Raw genomic sequence first — 17399 nt, 5'->3', positions numbered from 1 at the left:
TCAGAGCAGTCCCAACAGCTCCAGGTCGGTGATGTACTTGACGATCACCTCTCGAGTGACGTGCGGGATGTCCTTGTCGGGCCCGATCTTGGCCTCCTGCACCGCCGTCCGGAACCGGTCGGTGGGTGCGATGGAGCCCGGGATCGGGATCTCCGGCCGCTGGTAGTTGTGCAGCAGCGGCAGCAGTGATGCCTGCCGCTTGCGCTCGGGCAGGGCGTTGATCGCCGCGGTGAAGCGGGCGAGCCAGGTGGCGTAGTCACCCACCCGGCGCACCGGGTAGTCCGCCTCGATCAACCAGTCGACGAACTGGTCGAGGCCGATGCCGTCGTCGTACGGGTTCATCACGTGGTAGGTCTCGAACCCGCTGTCCGACTCGCGTGCCACCGCGGCGCCCAGCGTCGAGATCGCCTCGGCGATGAACTCGACAGGCAGCCCGTCGTAGTGGGCGCGCGGCCGCTGACCATCGGCGTCGAGTTGGTAGAACGACTCCGGAGCGACCCCCGTCGCGACGAGGCTGAACATCAACCGGGTGAACATGTCCGGAAGGTTCAGCTGACCGGCGTAGGTGGTGTCGGCCAGGATCATGTCGCAGCGGAACACCGAGACCGGCAGCCCGCACAGGTCGTGCGCCTCGCGCAGCAGGACCTCGCCGGCCCACTTGCTGTTCGAGTAGCCGTTGGCGTAGCTGTCGTCGACCTTGCGCACTGCGCTGATCTCGCGGATGTCGCCGTCCTCGACGAACCTGCCCGGCTCGATCCCGGCGCCCACCCCGATCGTCGAGGTGTAGGCGAACGGCTTCTGGCGGGTGGTGAGGGCGAGGCGGATCAGCTCGGCGGTGCCGACGGCGTTGGGGCCGAACAGCTCGCTGTAGGGCAGGACGTGGTTGACCAGCGCGGCCGGGTCGACGATGAGGTCGACGGTGTCGGCGAGGCGCTGCCACACCTGCGGGTCGAGGCCCAGATCGGCTTCACCCTTGTCGCCGGCCAGCACCTCGAGGTGATCGGCGGCCAGTGAAAGGTAGTGCTCGAGGAGCGCGGAATCGCCGCTGTCGAACGTCGCGTCGAGGCGGGCCCGCGCGGCGTCGTCGTCCTTGGCGCGGACCAAGCAGATGACCTTCCCGTCGACGAGGTCCATCCGCTCCAGCCAGTCCAGGGCCAGGTAGCGGCCCAGGAATCCGGTGGCGCCGGTCAGCAGCACCGTACGAACCTCGGCGCTCGGCCCCGGCAAAGAGGTTGCCGCTGCGAGGGTTTCGGCGTCGATGAACTTGTCCAGGGTCAGATCACTGGCACGCGCTTCGGTGGCACCCGCGCCGTGAACGGCGGTGAAGGTGGGTCGCTTGGCGCCCGGCTGCCGCTGCGTCTCGATGTAGGCCGCCAGGGAAGCGAGATCGGTGGCCGGGCTGACGATCACACCGACCGGAACCTCGACGTCGAAAATGTCACGCAGCAGGTTGCCGAACGTCAACGCCGACAACGAATCTCCACCCAGATCGGTGAAGTGGGCATCGGGCTGCACATCGGTGGCCGCAGTGCCGAGCAGGGCGGCCGCAGCGCGGCCGACGGTCTCGAGCACCGGCCGGTTCGCGCCTTCGGCGCGCAGTGTGCGCATCTCGTCGGCCTGACCCTCCGCCAATTCGGCGTACAGGGCTTCCAGTTGCTCGCCGTAGTGCTCCTTGAGCCTCGGCCGGGCCAGCTTGCGGATACCGGTCAGCAGACCGTTCTCGAGGGTGAACGGGGTCTCCTCGATCAGGAAGTCGCGGGGGATCTCGTAGGACTGCAGATCGGCCGCGCGGGCGACGTCCTGTAGAGACTCGGCGATCAGCGCCTTCGCGTCGTCGCGGGCCAGGACGTCCTCGGTCGGCACGACCACGGCCAGCAGGTAGGAGCGGGCACTGTTGCCGTACACGTAGATCTGCCGGATCCGCGGGCTGTCGCCGAACACCGCTTCGAGCTTGGAGACGGCGACGAATTCACCCTGCGAGAGCTTCTGCACGTTGTTGCGGCGGTCGAGGTAGACGACCTGGTCGGGTCCGGTCTCGGCGACCACGTCGCCGGTGCGGTAGTAGCCGTCGGGGTCGAACATCTCGGCGGTGATCTCGGGCCGCTTGTAGTAGCCGGGGAACAGCGTCTCGGACTTGACCAGCAGCTCGCCGCGCGGGTGGGGGCGGTCGGTGGTGAAGTAGCCGAGGTCGGGGACGTCGACGAGCTTGTAGTCGATCACCGGCGGACGCTGGATCTGTCCGTCGACGAAGACGGCGCCGGCCTCGGTGGAGCCGTAGCCGTCGGTCAGGTGCAGGTCGAGGAAGTTTTCGACGAAGGCCCGCATCTCGGGCGACAGCGGCGCGGAGCCGGTCATCGCCATCACGTAGCGGCCACCGATGAGGCTGCGGCGCAGATCGGCGTAGACGTCGTCGAGGCCGTCGGGACGGCGATCGGTTTCCTTGGCGACCTCGGCGGCGATGGTGTCCCAGATACGCGGAACGAAGGTCAGCTGGGTCGGGCGAACCAGCGCGAGGTCTTCCAGGAATGTCGAGAGATCGCTGCGCGCAGCGAAATACGCGGTACCGCCGGCGCCGAGAGTGCCGTAGAGCAACCCGCGGCCCATCATGTGGCTCATCGGCATGAAGTTCAGCGTGATCGACGGCGTCGACTGCTCTCCGCCCCACGTCGAGCGGCCCGACCGGCGCCACGCATTGGCGACCAGCCGCTCCGGGTACATCGCGCCCTTCGGCGCACCGGTGCTGCCCGAGGTGTAGATCAGCAGGAGCAGCGGATCGGCTTCGGGTGAGGTGAACGGTTGTGCCGCAGGCAAAGTCGCGCCGTGGGCCAGGACCTCGGCGAGCGTGACGACCTCGACGGAGCGACCGGCATCGGCGAGACGGGTGCGCGCGTCGGCGACGGCGTCGCGGTGGTCGTCGACCTCGGCGCGGTGATCGAAGACGATGAGGCGGCCCACGGAGGCGGCGTCGCGGACGAGGTCGACGGCGTCGGCGAGATGGTCGACCGACGCGGCGAACACGACGGGTTCGGTCTCGGCGACGATCGGGCGCAGGGTGGCCTCGGGTGCGCTGGTCTGCAGCGGCACCGACACGGCGCCGGCCAGCGCGAGTGTCGTGTCGATCACGGCGTAGTCGACGCTGGTGAAGCCCAGGACGGCGACGCGGTCGCCGGGGCTCACGTCGGTCAGCGCGGCGAGCAGCTGGTGGATACGCGTCGACAGTTCGGCGTAGGTGATGGTGTCGAAGTGCGGGAGGAGCTCGGCCTCGGTGCGTCCGGTCTGCGGGTCGGTGACCAGGTCGACGGCGCGTTGGCCGAGGGCGGGGCGGTCGGCGTAGCCGTCGAGCGCGGTGGCGATGATGTCCGGTAGACGCAGTTCGGGGCGGTCCAGGGTTTCGGCGACTGTGTCGTCGGGCACGGCCGCGGCGAACTCAGGATCGGTGGCCAGCAGGTCGTCGATGCGGCGGGCGAGTCGTTCTTCACGGGTATCAGTCGGCATCAGTAATCCTTTGAGAACACGTTGTTGGTGAGGGGCGCATTCGCGCGTCCACCAGAAAACTACGTTAGTAAAACTAAGCGTATTCCGACAAAGACCACTTTTCGGCTGTCAGGTTGCTGTGAATCGCCGCAGCGGAGCGCAAAGCCGCTCCGCCGCAGCTGATTACGTGGCCAGCGTCACAGTGTGGAGCCGTGCGCTGTTAGCCAGTGAGGCCGATCACATGTCGCGCAGCAGCAATTCAAGAACGTCGAGGGCCTCGTTGAGCAACTCGTCGCTGATCGTCAGCGGCGGAAGGAAGCGCAGCACGTTGCCGAACGTGCCGCACGTCAGAACGATGACGCCGGCCTGGTGTGCTGCCGTGCTGAGCTTCTTGGTCAGCTCTGCATCCGGCTCGAGCGTGCCGGACTTGACCAGTTCCACGGCGATCATGGCGCCGCGCCCGCGGACGTCGCCGATGCGGTCGTCCTCGGCCTGGAGTCGGCCGAGCCGGTCCTTCATCAGCGATTCGATCTCTCGGGCGCGCGCCACGAGCCCGTCGTCCTCGATGGTGGCGATCGTGGCCAGCGCGGCCGCGCACGCCACCGGGTTGCCGCCGTAGGTGCCGCCCAGGCCACCGACGTGGGGAGCGTCCATGATCTCGGTGCGGCCGGTCACCGCCGACAGCGGCATCCCCCCGGCGATGCCCTTGGCCGTCACGATCAGGTCGGGCACGATGCCCTCGTGCTCGCAGGCGAACATCGCGCCGGTGCGCGCGAACCCGGTCTGCACCTCGTCGGCGATGAACACCACACCGTTGTCCCGGCACCACTGCAGCAGCGTGGGCAGGAAACCCTCGGCGGGCACGATGAATCCGCCCTCGCCCTGGATCGGTTCGATGATCACCGCGGCGAGGTTGGCGGCGCCCACCTGCTTGTCCATCATCGTGATGGCGCGGCGCGCGGCGAGCTCACCGTCGGTGGCGAGCTCCTTGCCGCCGAACTCCGCGTCGCGGAACGGATAGGACAGCGGAGCGCGGTAGATCTCCGGGGCGAACGGGCCGAAGCCGTGCTTATAGGGCATCGACTTGGCGGTCAGCGCCATCGTGAGGTTGGTCCGTCCGTGGTAGGCGTGGTCGAACGACACGACGGCCTGCCTGCCCGTGTAGGTGCGGGCGATCTTGACGGCGTTCTCGACGGCTTCCGAGCCGGAGTTGAACAGGGCCGAGCGCTTGTCGCCGTCCCCTGGGGTGAGGCGGTTCAGCGCCTCGGCCACCGCCACGTATCCCTCGTACGGGGTCACCATGAAACAGGTGTGCGTGAACTGGGCGGCCTGGTCGCGCACGGCCTCGACCACCCGTGGCGACGCGTTGCCCACGGTCGTGACGGCGATGCCCGAGCCCATGTCGATGAGGCGGTTCCCGTCGACGTCTTCGACGATCCCGCCGAAGGCACGGACTGCGTAGACGGGCATGGTGTTACCGATGCCGCTGGCCACTGCCGCCGTCTTGCGCGCGATCAACTCTTGCGAGCGCGGGCCGGGGATAGCGGTGGCGAGGTGCCGGCTCTGTTCGAGAACGCTCAACTCAAGGACCTCCTGATGCGATGGGCCGCTGACCTTGCGAGCCTAGTCGGTCCCCCTCCCGATCCGTCGAGAACCGGGGGTCGATACACCGGGTTCGGTGGCAGACGGCGATCTCGACGACTGATTCCGTCGGTCCGAGCGGCCGTTCGGCGGGGGAAGGCGGGCGTCGCGGCCGCAATGGCACACTGGTCAACGAATTTAATTCATGAATGCGGTCCCCCGACGGGTTCGACAGGGGCCGCCGAGAAAACAGACCGCAACGAAACAGAAGAGACACTGCTGCCATGGACCTGTTCGTCTTCCTGCCTCTGCTCATCATCATGGGCGCCTTCATGTACTTCGCGTCCCGGCGCCAGAAGAAGGCGATGCAGGCCACCATCGACCTGCACAACTCTCTGACCGTCGGCGACGAGGTGCACACCACCTCAGGCCTGCGCGGGCGGATCACCGGCATCTCCGACGACGAGGTGGACCTGGAGATCGCGCCGGGTGTGGTCACCACCTGGATGAAGCTCGCGGTGCGCGATCGCATCACCGACGACGCCGACGAGCTCGACGCCGCCGAGGACTTCCCGGTCGAGCCGGCCTCCGGTGCGACCGAGCTGAGCGACCGGCCGAACACCAAGACTGACAGCTGACGTAACAGCAGCGGCACGTACCCTTTGCGGGTCACCGCGCCGTCGCGGTACCTGACGACCTGACCCCGAGGAGACTGTAGAGACGTGGCATCGTCTTCGACGCCGGTGCATGCTGCCCGCTACCTGGCCCTGTTCCTGGCATTGCTGATCGGTGCCTACCTGTTGGTGTTCCTCACCGGCGACAAGAAGGCCGAGCCCAAGCTCGGTATCGACCTGCAGGGTGGCACGCGTGTGACGCTGACCGCCCGCACCCCGGACGGCTCACCGCCCTCGCGCGACGCGCTCAATCAGGCACAGCAGATCATCAGTGCCCGTGTCGACGGACTGGGTGTGTCCGGGTCCGAGGTGATCATCGACGGCCAGAACCTCGTGATCACCGTTCCGGGCAACGACACCAGCGAAGCGCGCAACCTGGGTCAGACGGCGCGCCTCTACATCCGCCCCGTGATCCACGCGATCCCCGCCGCCGGGCAGGGGGCGCCCGAGCAGGCGGGGCCGGGCGGTGCTCCTGCAGGCGCACCGGGTGCGCCCCCCGGCGCTGTTCCGGGTCTGCCGCCGGGTGCGGCCGTGCCCGGCCTGCCGCCAGGTGCAGGTGGGGCTCCCGGCGCCCCCGACGCCGACATCCCCGGGTTGCCGCCGCTGGAGCCGCAGGCGCCCGCGCCGGCTCCGCAGCCGCGTCCGTTCCCTCAGCAGCCGGCGCCGAGCCCGAGCCCGAGCCCGGCACCGAATCCAGCACAGCCGACGACCTCGCCCGCCCCGGGTGCGCCCCCCGCACCGGGCGGCAAGAACGTGCCGCTGGCGCAGCGCATCCAGGACGAGAAGCGGCTGCGGCAGAGCTCCGAGCAGGCCATCCAGATCCTCGCGCTGCAGTTCCAGGCGACGCGCTGCGGTGACGACGACGTGCTGGCCGGCAACGACGACCCGAACCTGCCGTTGGTGACCTGCTCGCAGGACGGCAAAGAGGTCTACCTGCTGGACAAGTCGATCATCAGCGGCGAGGGCATCGCGAATGCCACCTCCGGGCTGGATCAGCAGCGCGGCGAGTACGTCGTCGACGTCGAGTTCAAGAGCGATGCCGCCAAGACGTGGGCGGACTTCACCGCCGCCAACGTCGGCACGCAGACCGCGTTCGTGCTCGACTCCAAGGTGGTCAGCGCGCCCGTCATCAACGAGGCGATCCCCGGCGGACGCACCCAGATCACCGGCCAGTTCACCGCAGACTCCGCACGCGAACTCGCCAACGTGCTGAAGTACGGCTCGCTGCCGCTGTCGTTCGAGTCCTCCGAGGCCGAGACGGTGTCGGCCACGCTGGGCTTGTCGTCGCTACGGGCCGGTCTGATCGCCGGCGCGGTGGGGTTGGTGGCGGTGCTGCTGTACTCGCTGCTCTACTACCGGGTGCTCGGCGCGCTGGTGGCGCTGTCGCTGGTGGCCTCAGGCGCGATGGTGTTCGCGATCCTGGTGCTGTTGGGCAGGTACATCGGTTACACGCTCGACCTGGCCGGTATCGCGGGTCTGATCATCGGTATCGGTACGACGGCCGACTCGTTCGTGGTGTTCTTCGAACGTATCAAGGACGAGATCCGCGAGGGCAGATCGTTCCGGTCGGCGGTGCCACGAGGCTGGACGCGTGCCCGCAAGACGATCATGTCGGGCAACGCGGTGACGTTCCTGGCCGCGGCGGTGCTGTACTTCCTCGCCGTCGGCCAGGTGAAGGGCTTCGCGTTCACGCTGGGCCTGACGACGATCCTCGACGTCGTCGTCGTGTTCCTGGTGACGTGGCCGCTGCTGTACTTCGCGTCCAAGTCGCCGACAATGGCCAAGCCGTCGCTGAACGGGCTGGGAGCTGTTCAGCAGATCGCGCGCGAACGCCGAGCGGCCGCACACGCGGCGGGACGGGGATAACGCATGGCACGCAGTAGTTCACATCGGCGCGACGGTGCCGTCGAATCGACCGCGGTGGAGGCGCCCGACCTGGAGGCCAGTGGCGCCGACGCGCCCAAGCACGGCTTCTTCGTCCGCCTCTACACGGGCACCGGCGCTTTCGAGGTCATCGGGCGCCGCAAGCTGTGGTACGCGGTCAGCGGGATCATCGTCGCGATCGCGCTCGCGGCGATCGTGTTGCGCGGCTTCACCTTCGGCATCGACTTCGAGGGCGGCACCAAGGTGTCGTTCCCGCGCGGTGACGGGCAGGCCACCACAGCCCAGGTCGAGACGGTGTTCAACAACGCCATCGGCAAGCCGCCGGAGTCGGTGGTCGTCGTCGGCAGCGGCAACTCCGCGACGTTCCAGATCCGGTCGGAGACGCTGAACAACGACGAGACCGAGAAGCTGCGCGACGCGCTGTTCGACCAGTTCCAGCCGAAGGGGTCTGACGGGCAACCGAGCAAGCAGGTCATCAGCGACTCGGCGGTCTCCGAGACGTGGGGCGGGCAGATCACCCAGAAGGCATTGCTCGCCCTCGTGGTGTTCCTGGTGTTGGCCGCCATCTACATCACGGTGCGCTACGAGAGATACATGGCAGCCGCCGCGCTGCTGACCCTGGTGTTCGACCTGCTGGTCACCGCCGGGGTGTACGCGCTCGTCGGGTTCGAGGTCACGCCCGCCACCGTGATCGGTCTGCTGACGATCCTCGGCTTCTCGCTCTACGACACGGTCATCGTGTTCGACAAGGTCGAGGAGAACACCGAAGGCTTCGAGCACACCACCCGCCGGACATTCGCCGAGCAAGCGAACCTCGCGGTCAACCAGACGTTCATGCGGTCGATCAACACCAGCTTGATCTCGGTGCTGCCGATCATCGCGCTGATGGTGATCGCGGTGTGGCTGCTGGGCGTCGGCACGCTGATGGACCTGGCGCTGGTCCAGCTGGTCGGCGTGATCGTGGGTACCTACTCGTCGATCTTCTTCGCGACACCGTTGCTGGTCAGCCTGCGTGAGCGCACCGACCTGGTCAGCAAGCACACGCGCCGGGTGCTCAATCGCCGCAAGACCGTCGCTGCGAAGGCTGGTGCCGGGGACGCTGGTGCCGGGGAAGGGGTGTTCGACGACGAGGCCGATGTGCCCACGTCGGACCCCGAGCCCGCGCGGGTCGTCACCACCCCGGCGGGGCCGCCGCCGGACAAGCCCGCCCCGGGGGCCCGACCGATCCGGCCGACCTCGAGCCGGACGGGCCGGCCGTCGGGTAAGCGAAGCACCGGAAAGCGCTAGGGAGCGGTAGGTCCGATGGCCCACCGCACCCGTGCGCGTGCCCGTGTCAGTGTCACCTCGGCTGCAGTCGCCGCTGTGTTCGCCGTGGTCGGGGCGCTCGGTCTGTCGTCGTGCTCGTCGGGGACAGCGGACGCGATCGACTACGCGATCGACGGCACGCTCTCGACCTACAACACCGCGACCGTCACCGGCGCAGCCTCCGGCGGCCCGCAGGCGTTCGCCCGGGTGCTGACCGGCTTCAACTACCACGGACCCGACGGCCAGATCGTCGGCGACCACGACTTCGGCACCATCGCGGTCGTGGGACGCAGCCCGCTGGTTCTCGACTACGAGATCAAGCCGGCGGCCGTCTACTCCGACGGCAAGCCGATCACCTGCGACGACATGGTGCTGGCATGGGCAGCGCAGTCGGGCCGTTTCCCGACCTTCGACGCCGCCAGCCGCGCCGGCTACACCGACATCGCGACGGTCGACTGCACGCCCGGGCAGAAGAAGGCCCGCGTCAGCTTTGCCCAGGATCGGGCGTTCACCGACTACGGGCAGTTGTTCTCGGCGACCTCGCTGATGCCCTCGCACGTGATCTCCGACGAGCTCGGGCTCGGCGACGGTGGGGTGACCAAGGCCCTTCTCGGCAACGACGGCCCGGCGGTCGAGCGGATCGCGCAGGTGTGGAACACCATCTGGAATCTGACTCCGGATCTGGATCTCAAGCGATTCCCGTCGTCGGGGCCCTACCGCATCGACTCCGTCACCGGTGACGGAGCGGTGGTGCTGGTGGCCAACGACAAGTGGTGGGGCACAAAACCCGTCACCGCCAAGATCACCGTGTGGCCGCGCCGATCGGACCTGCAGGACCGGGTCAACGAGGGCGCCTACGACGTCGTCGACATCGCGGCCGGGTCCGCGGGCAGCCTGAACCTGCCCGACGACTACACCCGCTCGGACTCGGCGTCGGCGGGCGTCGAACAGCTGATCTTCTCTCCGCAGGGCCCGCTGGCCGCGGTACCCGCGCGGCGCGCGGTCGCCCTGTGCACACCGCGCGACGTCATCGCCCGCAACGCGTCGGTGCCGCCCGCCAACTCGCGGCTGAACGCCGCGGCCGAGGACGCGTACTCCGGTGCCGAAGCCACGCCGCAGGTCAACGACTTCGCGGTGGGCAATCCCGACGCCGCGCGCGCCTCGCTGGGCAACCAGCCGTTGACAGTGCGCATCGGATACCAGTCGCCGAATGCCCGGCTGGCCGCTGCCGTCGGCGCGATGGCGAAAGCGTGCGCGCCGGCGGGCATCACCGTGCAGGACGCCGCGGGGGAGGATGTGGGCCCACAGTCCTTGCGCGACAACAGCATCGACGTGTTGATCGCCAGCACCGGCGGAGCCACGGGCAGCGGATCGACAGGCTCCTCGGCAATGGACGCCTACACCCTGCACAGCGGGGACGGAAACAACCTCCCGCGGTACGCCAACGAACGCATCGACGGCATCATCTCGACGCTGGCGGTGACCTCCGACCCCAAGGAGATCGCCCGGTTGCTCGCCGAGGCCGGCCCGATCCTGTGGGGCGACATGCCCACGTTGCCGCTGTACCGTCAGCAGCGCACGCTGCTCACGTCGACGAAGATGTATGCGGTGAGCGCCAATCCGACGCGCTGGGGCGCGGGATGGAACATGGACCGATGGAAGCTGAGCCAGTGAGTCAGACGCGTGAAGTCGGCCAGGTGATCTCCTCGCTGCTGCGCGAGGTGCCTGACTTCCCGGAGCCCGGCGTGCTGTTCAAGGACCTGACGCCGGTGCTTGCCGACGCCGAGGGTCTGGCCGAGGTCACCGCCGCGATGGTCGACATCGCCCGCGGGGCCGACCTGGTGGCCGGTGTCGACGCCCGGGGGTTCTTGCTCGGCGGCGCCGTGGCGATCTCCCTCGGCATCGGCGTGCTCGCGGTCCGCAAGGGCGGCAAGCTGCCGCCGCCGGTGATCAGTGAGACCTACACCCTCGAATACGGCACCGCCACGCTCGAGGTGCCCGCCGACGGCGTCGAGCTGGCCGGCCGCACCATCGTGGTGATCGACGACGTGCTGGCGACCGGGGGAACACTGGCGGCCACGCATCAGTTACTCACCGCAGCGGGGGCAACGGTCAGCGGAGCGATCGTGATGCTCGAACTGTCGGCCTTGGGCGGCCGGTCAGTGCTGGAACCCTTGCCGGTCACGGCTCTGCACACCGTGTAACCGGATATCCTGCCAACAGCAGCGTCAGCGGAGGTGAGCATGGCCAACGAGATCCAGGCAGATCCGCGCGCGAACCAGGCTGTGCAGACCCCCCCGCAGACCCCACCGCAGACCCCGCCCCTGCCGGCCGGGCCCGAGACCCAGCCGATGGAGCTGCCCCGGACCGAGGCGGCCAAGGCGACCAGCGCGTCGCGGCGGGTGCGGGCCCGTCTCGCCCGCCGGATGACCTCCCAGCGCAGCGCCGTGAACCCGGTGCTCGAACCGCTGGTGTCGGTGCACCGGGAGATCTATCCCAAAGCCGACCTGACCCTGCTGCAGAAGGCCTACGAGGTCGCCGAGCAGCGGCACGCCGACCAGCTGCGCAAGTCGGGTGATCCGTACATCACCCATCCACTCGCGGTGGCCAACATCCTGGCCGAGCTCGGTATGGACACCACCACGCTGATCGCGGCGCTGCTGCACGACACCGTCGAGGACACCGGCTACACCCTGGAGGCGTTGACCGCCGAGTTCGGCGCGGAGGTCGGCCACCTCGTCGACGGCGTGACCAAGCTGGACAAGGTGGCGCTGGGCACCGCGGCCGAGGGCGAGACGATCCGCAAGATGATCATCGCGATGGCACGTGATCCCCGCGTGCTGGTGATCAAGGTCGCCGACCGGCTGCACAACATGCGCACCATGCGCTTCCTGCCGCCGGAGAAGCAGGCGCGCAAGGCTCGCGAGACACTGGAAGTCATTGCGCCCCTTGCGCATCGGCTCGGTATGGCGACGGTCAAGTGGGAGCTCGAGGACCTGTCGTTCGCGATCCTGCACCCCAAGAAGTACGAGGAGATCGTACGGCTGGTCGCCGACCGGGCGCCGTCGCGCGACACCTATCTGGCCAAGGTGCGAGCCGAGATCACGGCCACGCTGAACGCGTCGAAGATCAACGCCGTCGTCGAGGGCAGGCCCAAGCACTACTGGTCGATCTACCAGAAGATGATCGTCAAGGGCCGCGACTTCGACGACATCCACGACCTGGTCGGCGTCCGGATCCTGTGCGACGAGGTGCGTGACTGCTACGCCGCCGTCGGCGTGGTGCACTCGCTGTGGCAGCCGATCGCCGGACGGTTCAAGGACTACATCGCCCAGCCCCGCTTCGGGGTGTACCAGTCGTTGCACACCACGGTCGTCGGCCCAGAGGGCAAGCCGCTGGAGGTGCAGATCCGCACCACCGACATGCACAAGACCGCCGAGTACGGCATCGCGGCGCACTGGCGGTACAAGGAAGCCAAGGGGCGCAACGGAGTTCCAGCCAGCCACACCGCCACCGAGATCGACGACATGGCATGGATGCGGCAGCTTCTCGACTGGCAGCGGGAAGCCGCCGACCCCGGTGAGTTCCTGGAGTCGCTGCGCTACGACCTCGCGGTGCAGGAGATCTTCGTGTTCACCCCGAAGGGCGACGTCATCACGCTGCCCACCGGGTCCACGCCCGTCGACTTCGCGTACGCCGTGCACACCGAGGTGGGGCATCGCTGCATCGGCGCCCGGGTCAATGGCCGGCTCGTCGCGCTCGAGCGCAAGCTCGAGAACGGGGAAGTGGTCGAGGTCTTCACGTCCAAGGCCGCCAACGCCGGGCCCTCGCGGGACTGGCAGACCTTCGTCGTGTCCCCGCGCGCCAAGGCCAAGATCCGGCAGTGGTTCGCTAAGGAACGTCGCGAAGAGGCACTGGAATCAGGCAAGGACGCGATCGCACGCGAGGTGCGCCGCGGTGGACTTCCGTTGCAGCGCTTGATGAATGCCGAGACCATGGCGGCGCTGGCACGCGAACTGCGCTACCTCGACGTCTCCGCGCTCTACACCGCGGTCGGTGAGGGCCACGTCTCGGCCCGCCACGTCGTGCAGCGGTTGGTCGCCCAGATCGGCGGCGACGACGAGGCGGCAGACGAGCTGGCCGAACGCTCGACCCCGGCGACCATGCCGGTGCGGCAGCGCACGAGCGACGACGTCGGCGTGGCGGTTCCGGGCGCACCCGGCGTGCTGTGCAAACTCGCCAAGTGCTGCACGCCGGTGCCGGGCGACATCATCATGGGTTTCGTCACCCGCGGCGGCGGCGTCAGTGTGCACCGCACCGACTGCACGAACGCCTCGTCGCTGGAACAGCAGTCCGAGCGGATCATCGACGTCCAGTGGGCGCCGTCCCCGTCGTCGGTGTTCCTGGTCGCCATCCAGGTCGAGGCGCTCGACCGGCACCGGCTGCTGTCCGACGTGACGCGGGTGCTCGCCGACGAGAAGGTGAACATCCTGTCCGCGTCGGTGACGACGTCCAACGACCGGGTCGCGATCAGCCGGTTCACCTTCGAGATGGGCGACCCGAAGCACCTGGGGCACGTGCTCAACGTGGTCCGCAACGTGGAGGGCGTCTACGACGTCTACCGCGTCACCTCAGCTGCCTAGCTTCAGTCCAGCTGGAGCTTCTTGATCGTGACGTCGAGCTTGGGTGCGCCGTCCTCGCCGCCGTCCTTGGTGCCGGCCGCGGCGATCTTGTCCAGCGTCGCCAGACCGGTCTGGTCGATCGTGCCGAACACGGTGTAGTTGGGCGGCAGCGTCGAATCCTTGTAGACCAGGAAGAACTGGCTGCCGTTGGTGCCCGGCCCGGCGTTGGCCATCGCGAGCGTGCCGCGCGGGTAGAGCACCGGCTGCTGCAGCTTCGGATCGTCGGGCTGGTACTGGTCGGTCGGGTACTCGTTGGCGAACTGGTAGCCCGGTCCGCCGGTGCCCTGGCCGGTCGGATCGCCGCACTGCAGCACGGCCAGGCCTTCACTGGTGGTCAGCCGGTGGCAGGGGGTGTTGTCGAAGAAGCCCTTGTTGGCGAGGCTGGCGAAGCTGTTGACCGTGCACGGCGACTTCGCGTTGTCGAGCTGCAGGCCCAGGTTGCCCTGGTTGGTCTCCATGCTGGCGCTGACCTGGGCCGGGTCCGTAGGCACCTTGCCCGAGCGGGGTGCCTCGACGGGCTTGCTGGCGGGCTCCGGGGACTTGGGATACTCGCAGTTGCCGCCCAGGCCCTCGGGCGCGGCGAACGGGGGCAGCGCGCCTGGCTTGCCCGGCTCCGGCGCATCCAGCGGAGATGCCGCCTCAGAGGTCGACGTGCTGCTCGGCGACGCGGTCGGGGTGCCACTGTCGCGGTTGGTCAGGACGATGGTCGCCACGACGGCGGCGATCACGACGACCGCTGCGACGGCCGAGCCGATGATCGTGTACATGCGGCGCTTGCGGTCCCGCTCGGCGCGGCGTTCGAGTTGGCGCTCGAGCTTGCGCTTGGCGGCGGCTCGCCGTTGTTCGTTCGTCGGCACGGGCCGGGTCCTCCTCGGGGTCGATCAGGTCGGCACCGAGTGTGCCAGGGGGACCTGAGACGGCCTCTGTGACCCCTCGTGAACTGCGCGGCGACCTCGACATGGGAAGCTTTACGGCGTGTTGATCACCGGATTCCCCGCCGGGGTCCTGGCATGCAACTGCTACGTGCTGGCGCCCAAGCAGGGTGCCGACGCGATCGTCGTCGACCCCGGCCAGCGTGCCATGGGTCCGTTGCGGCGCATCTTGGACGAGAACCGGCTCACCCCCGCGGCGGTTCTGCTCACCCACGGGCACATCGACCACATGTGGTCGGCGCAGAAGGTTGCCGATACCTACGGCTGCCCCACCTACATCCACCCGGCCGATCGGTACATGCTGAACGACCCCGTGAAGGCACTCGGGCAGGGCTTCGCGATCGGACTGGCGTCCCTCGCGGTCGGGGCCTGGTTCCGGGAGCCGCGCCAGGTGGTCGAACTCGACCGTGACGGCGACAAACTGGATCTCGGCGGCATCACGGTGGCCATCGATCACACCCCCGGCCACACGAAGGGTTCGGTGACCTTCCGCGTGGAGGCGGGGCCTGGCGATGAGCGCTTGCGCGAAGAGCAATCGTTCCAGCAGCTGGCCTTCACCGGTGACACCCTGTTCAAGCAGTCGGTGGGCCGCACCGATCTGCCCGGGGGCAGCGGCCGTGACCTGCTGACCTCGATCGTGACAAAACTGTTGGTGCTCGACGACGACACGCTGGTATTACCAGGGCATGGCGAGCGCACCACCATCGGCGCCGAGCGCCGCACCAACCCGTTCCTCGAAGGTTTGACGACGTGACCGACTTCAAGGCGCCCAAGGGCGTCCCCGATTACTTCCCACCCGATTCCGCGGAGTTCGTCGCGGTGCGCGCCGGGCTGCTCGGCGCCGCACGTCGCGCCGGGTACGGCGACATCGAGCTGCCGATCTTCGAGGACACCGCGCTGTTCGCCCGCGGTGTGGGGGAGTCCACCGACGTCGTCTCCAAGGAGATGTACACCTTCGCCGACCGCGGGGAGCGCTCGGTGACGCTGCGTCCCGAGGGCACGGCGGGCGTCATGCGCGCGGTGATCGAGCACGGCCTCGACCGCGGCCAGCTGCCGGTGAAGCTGTGTTACGCGGGCCCGTTCTTCCGGTACGAGCGGCCGCAGGCGGGCCGCTATCGGCAGCTGCAGCAGGTCGGGGTGGAGGCGATCGGCGTCGACGATCCGGCGCTCGACGCCGAGGTGATCGCGGTGGCCGACGCGGGGTTCCGTTCGCTGGGGCTCGACGGGTTCCGGCTCGAACTCACCTCGCTCGGCGACGAGACCTGCCGTCCGCAGTACCGAGAGTTGTTGCAACAGTTCCTGTTCGGGCTCGATCTCGACGAGGAGACGCGCCGCCGGGCGGAGATCAACCCGCTGCGGGTGCTCGACGACAAGCGCCCGCACGTCAAGGAGATGACCGCTGACGCGCCGCTGATGCTCGATCATCTCTCGGAGGTGGCCAAGGCCCACTTCGAGACAGTGCTGGCGCATCTGGATGCTCTCGGCGTGCCGTACGTGATCAATCCGCGGATGGTGCGCGGGCTGGATTACTACACGAAGACGACGTTCGAGTTCGTCCACGACGGCCTGGGTGCTCAATCCGGGATCGGCGGCGGCGGCCGTTACGACGGGTTGATGAGCCAGCTGGGCGGCCGCGACCTGTCGGGCATCGGCTTCGGGTTGGGTGTGGACCGCGCGCTGCTGGCGTTGCGCGCCGAGGGCAAGACGGCCGGCGAGACCGCACGTGTCGACGTGTACGCGGTGCCGATGGGTGCCGAGGCCAAGGTGCGGCTCGCGGTGTTGGCGGCGCAGCTGCGTGCCGCGGGGGTGCGGGTCGATGTGGCTTACGGGGATCGCAGTCTCAAGGCCGCGATGAAGGGTGCTGACCGTTCGGGTGCCTCGATCGCGCTGGTCGCGGGGGAGCGTGACCTGGAGGCGGGCACGGTCGGGGTGAAGACCCTGACGACGGGCGAGCAGGTCGACATTCCGGTCGATCAGGTGGTCGAGCACGTGGTCGCCCACGTCCTGCGCCCCCTCTAGTCCCCCCGCGAGCGGGCGTGTTTGCAGGCAACACGCCACGCAAAACCGCAACTACGCGCACGCTCGTCACCATCGAGGGCGGTGCACTGCGTCATTCAGCATCCGGTCGATCACCCCGACGCCGCCGCCGAAGAGGTTGCCCCGCTTGCGAATTCGCACGCTGGCCGGGCGTCTCCGCGACCAGCTTCGGTGAGCTGGAGGTCCACTGCAACCGCCGCTCGAACCGCACCTGATCCAGCGGCGAGCGTGCGTGTTGTCGCCGAAATCGGCGGCGTGTCGGCTGCAGACACGCTCCCTCGCGGGAAAAGTCAGATGGCCATGGCGGCGCGCACGTCGGCTTCGGAGGCCGAGCCGCCCGTGCCGCTCGAGGTGATCCGGCCGGCCTCGAGGATGTAGTAGCGCTGTGAGGACTCCAACGCGAACCCGATGTGCTGCTCGACCAGCAGCACGCCCAGATCCCCGCGGGCGGTCAACGCGGTGATGGCCGCCTCGATCTCGGCGACCACCGACGGCTGGATGCCTTCGGTGGGCTCGTCGAGGATCAGGCACTTCGGCGACGTGATGAGCGCGCGGGCGATCGCGAGCTGTTGCCGCTGGCCGCCGGAGAGCAGGCCTGCGCGCCGGGTCAGCAGCTCCTTGAGCGCGGGGAACAGGTCGAGTTGCTCGTCGATCAACGCCTTGCCGTTCTTGCGCCCGTCGGCCACCACCTGCAGGTTCTCCGCGGTGGTCAGCTGACCGAACGACTGCTGCCCCTGCGGCACGTAGGCCAATCCGCGTGCCACGCGAGCGCTGGGCCGCAGCTTGGTGATGTCCTCCCCGTCGAAACGCACTGTGCCGCTGGAGCATTT

General features: G+C 68.5%; 12 protein-coding genes. 8 read left to right on the top strand and 4 right to left on the bottom strand.

The genetic code is table 11. The features are described from left to right. Positions 1 to 3495: a carboxylic acid reductase gene (gene car, locus PGN37_RS13105; protein WP_335331464.1), complete on the bottom strand. Its 3495-nt coding sequence runs from the start codon at positions 3493 to 3495 to the stop codon at positions 1 to 3. 216 nt (positions 3496 to 3711) lie between these two features. Beyond that, entirely contained in the window at positions 3712 to 5055 is a 1344-nt protein-coding gene (gene gabT, locus PGN37_RS13100) for a 4-aminobutyrate--2-oxoglutarate transaminase (protein ID WP_335331463.1), read from the bottom strand. A 284-nt stretch (positions 5056 to 5339) separates the two neighbouring features. Here gabT and yajC point away from each other — a divergent pair, with 284 nt between their 5' ends. From yajC to PGN37_RS13070, 6 genes are all read left to right on the top strand, one after another. Continuing rightward, complete coding sequence (gene yajC / locus PGN37_RS13095) at positions 5340 to 5693, top strand: preprotein translocase subunit YajC (RefSeq protein ID WP_335331462.1); 354 nt, start codon at positions 5340 to 5342, stop codon at positions 5691 to 5693. Positions 5694 to 5777: 84 nt separating this feature from the next. Beyond that, positions 5778 to 7595 (top strand): protein translocase subunit SecD, encoded by a 1818-nt coding sequence (gene secD, locus PGN37_RS13090; protein ID WP_335331461.1) that lies wholly within the window; start codon positions 5778 to 5780, stop codon positions 7593 to 7595. A 3-nt stretch (positions 7596 to 7598) separates the two neighbouring features. Continuing rightward, positions 7599 to 8900, top strand: a complete 1302-nt coding sequence (secF, locus tag PGN37_RS13085; RefSeq protein WP_335331460.1) for a protein translocase subunit SecF — start codon at positions 7599 to 7601, stop codon at positions 8898 to 8900. A gap of 15 nt (positions 8901 to 8915) precedes the next feature. After that, positions 8916 to 10592 (top strand): ABC transporter substrate-binding protein, encoded by a 1677-nt coding sequence (locus PGN37_RS13080; protein ID WP_335331459.1) that lies wholly within the window; start codon positions 8916 to 8918, stop codon positions 10590 to 10592. Further along, positions 10574 to 11122 (top strand): adenine phosphoribosyltransferase, encoded by a 549-nt coding sequence (locus tag PGN37_RS13075; protein ID WP_335331458.1) that lies wholly within the window; start codon positions 10574 to 10576, stop codon positions 11120 to 11122. The genes PGN37_RS13080 and PGN37_RS13075 overlap by 19 nt, the downstream gene beginning before the upstream one ends. 39 nt (positions 11123 to 11161) lie before the next feature. After that, entirely contained in the window at positions 11162 to 13561 is a 2400-nt protein-coding gene (locus PGN37_RS13070) for a RelA/SpoT family protein (RefSeq protein WP_442932920.1), read from the top strand. Positions 13562 to 13563: 2 nt separating this feature from the next. Here the strand turns inward: PGN37_RS13070 and PGN37_RS13065 are convergent, their stop codons facing one another. Next, positions 13564 to 14457, bottom strand: a complete 894-nt coding sequence (locus tag PGN37_RS13065; protein WP_335331457.1) for a peptidylprolyl isomerase — start codon at positions 14455 to 14457, stop codon at positions 13564 to 13566. Between the two features lie 118 nt (positions 14458 to 14575). Here PGN37_RS13065 and PGN37_RS13060 point away from each other — a divergent pair, with 118 nt between their 5' ends. Beyond that, positions 14576 to 15286: an MBL fold metallo-hydrolase gene (locus tag PGN37_RS13060; protein ID WP_335331456.1), complete on the top strand. Its 711-nt coding sequence runs from the start codon at positions 14576 to 14578 to the stop codon at positions 15284 to 15286. Continuing rightward, entirely contained in the window at positions 15283 to 16551 is a 1269-nt protein-coding gene (hisS, locus tag PGN37_RS13055; protein WP_335331455.1) for a histidine--tRNA ligase, read from the top strand. Before PGN37_RS13060 ends, hisS begins: the two co-directional genes overlap by 4 nt. Before the next feature lie 308 nt (positions 16552 to 16859). Here hisS and PGN37_RS13050 read toward each other — a convergent pair. Then, on the bottom strand, positions 16860 to 17399 hold a 540-nt coding region (locus PGN37_RS13050), incomplete at its 5' end, for an ATP-binding cassette domain-containing protein (protein ID WP_335331454.1).

Origin of the sequence: Mycobacterium kyogaense (assembly GCF_036946525.1) — a bacterium.
In the GTDB taxonomy this organism is placed as follows: domain Bacteria; phylum Actinomycetota; class Actinomycetes; order Mycobacteriales; family Mycobacteriaceae; genus Mycobacterium; species Mycobacterium kyogaense_A.
The sequence above is the reverse complement of the archived record's forward strand: the minus strand, read 5'-3'. Positions and strand labels throughout refer to the sequence as shown.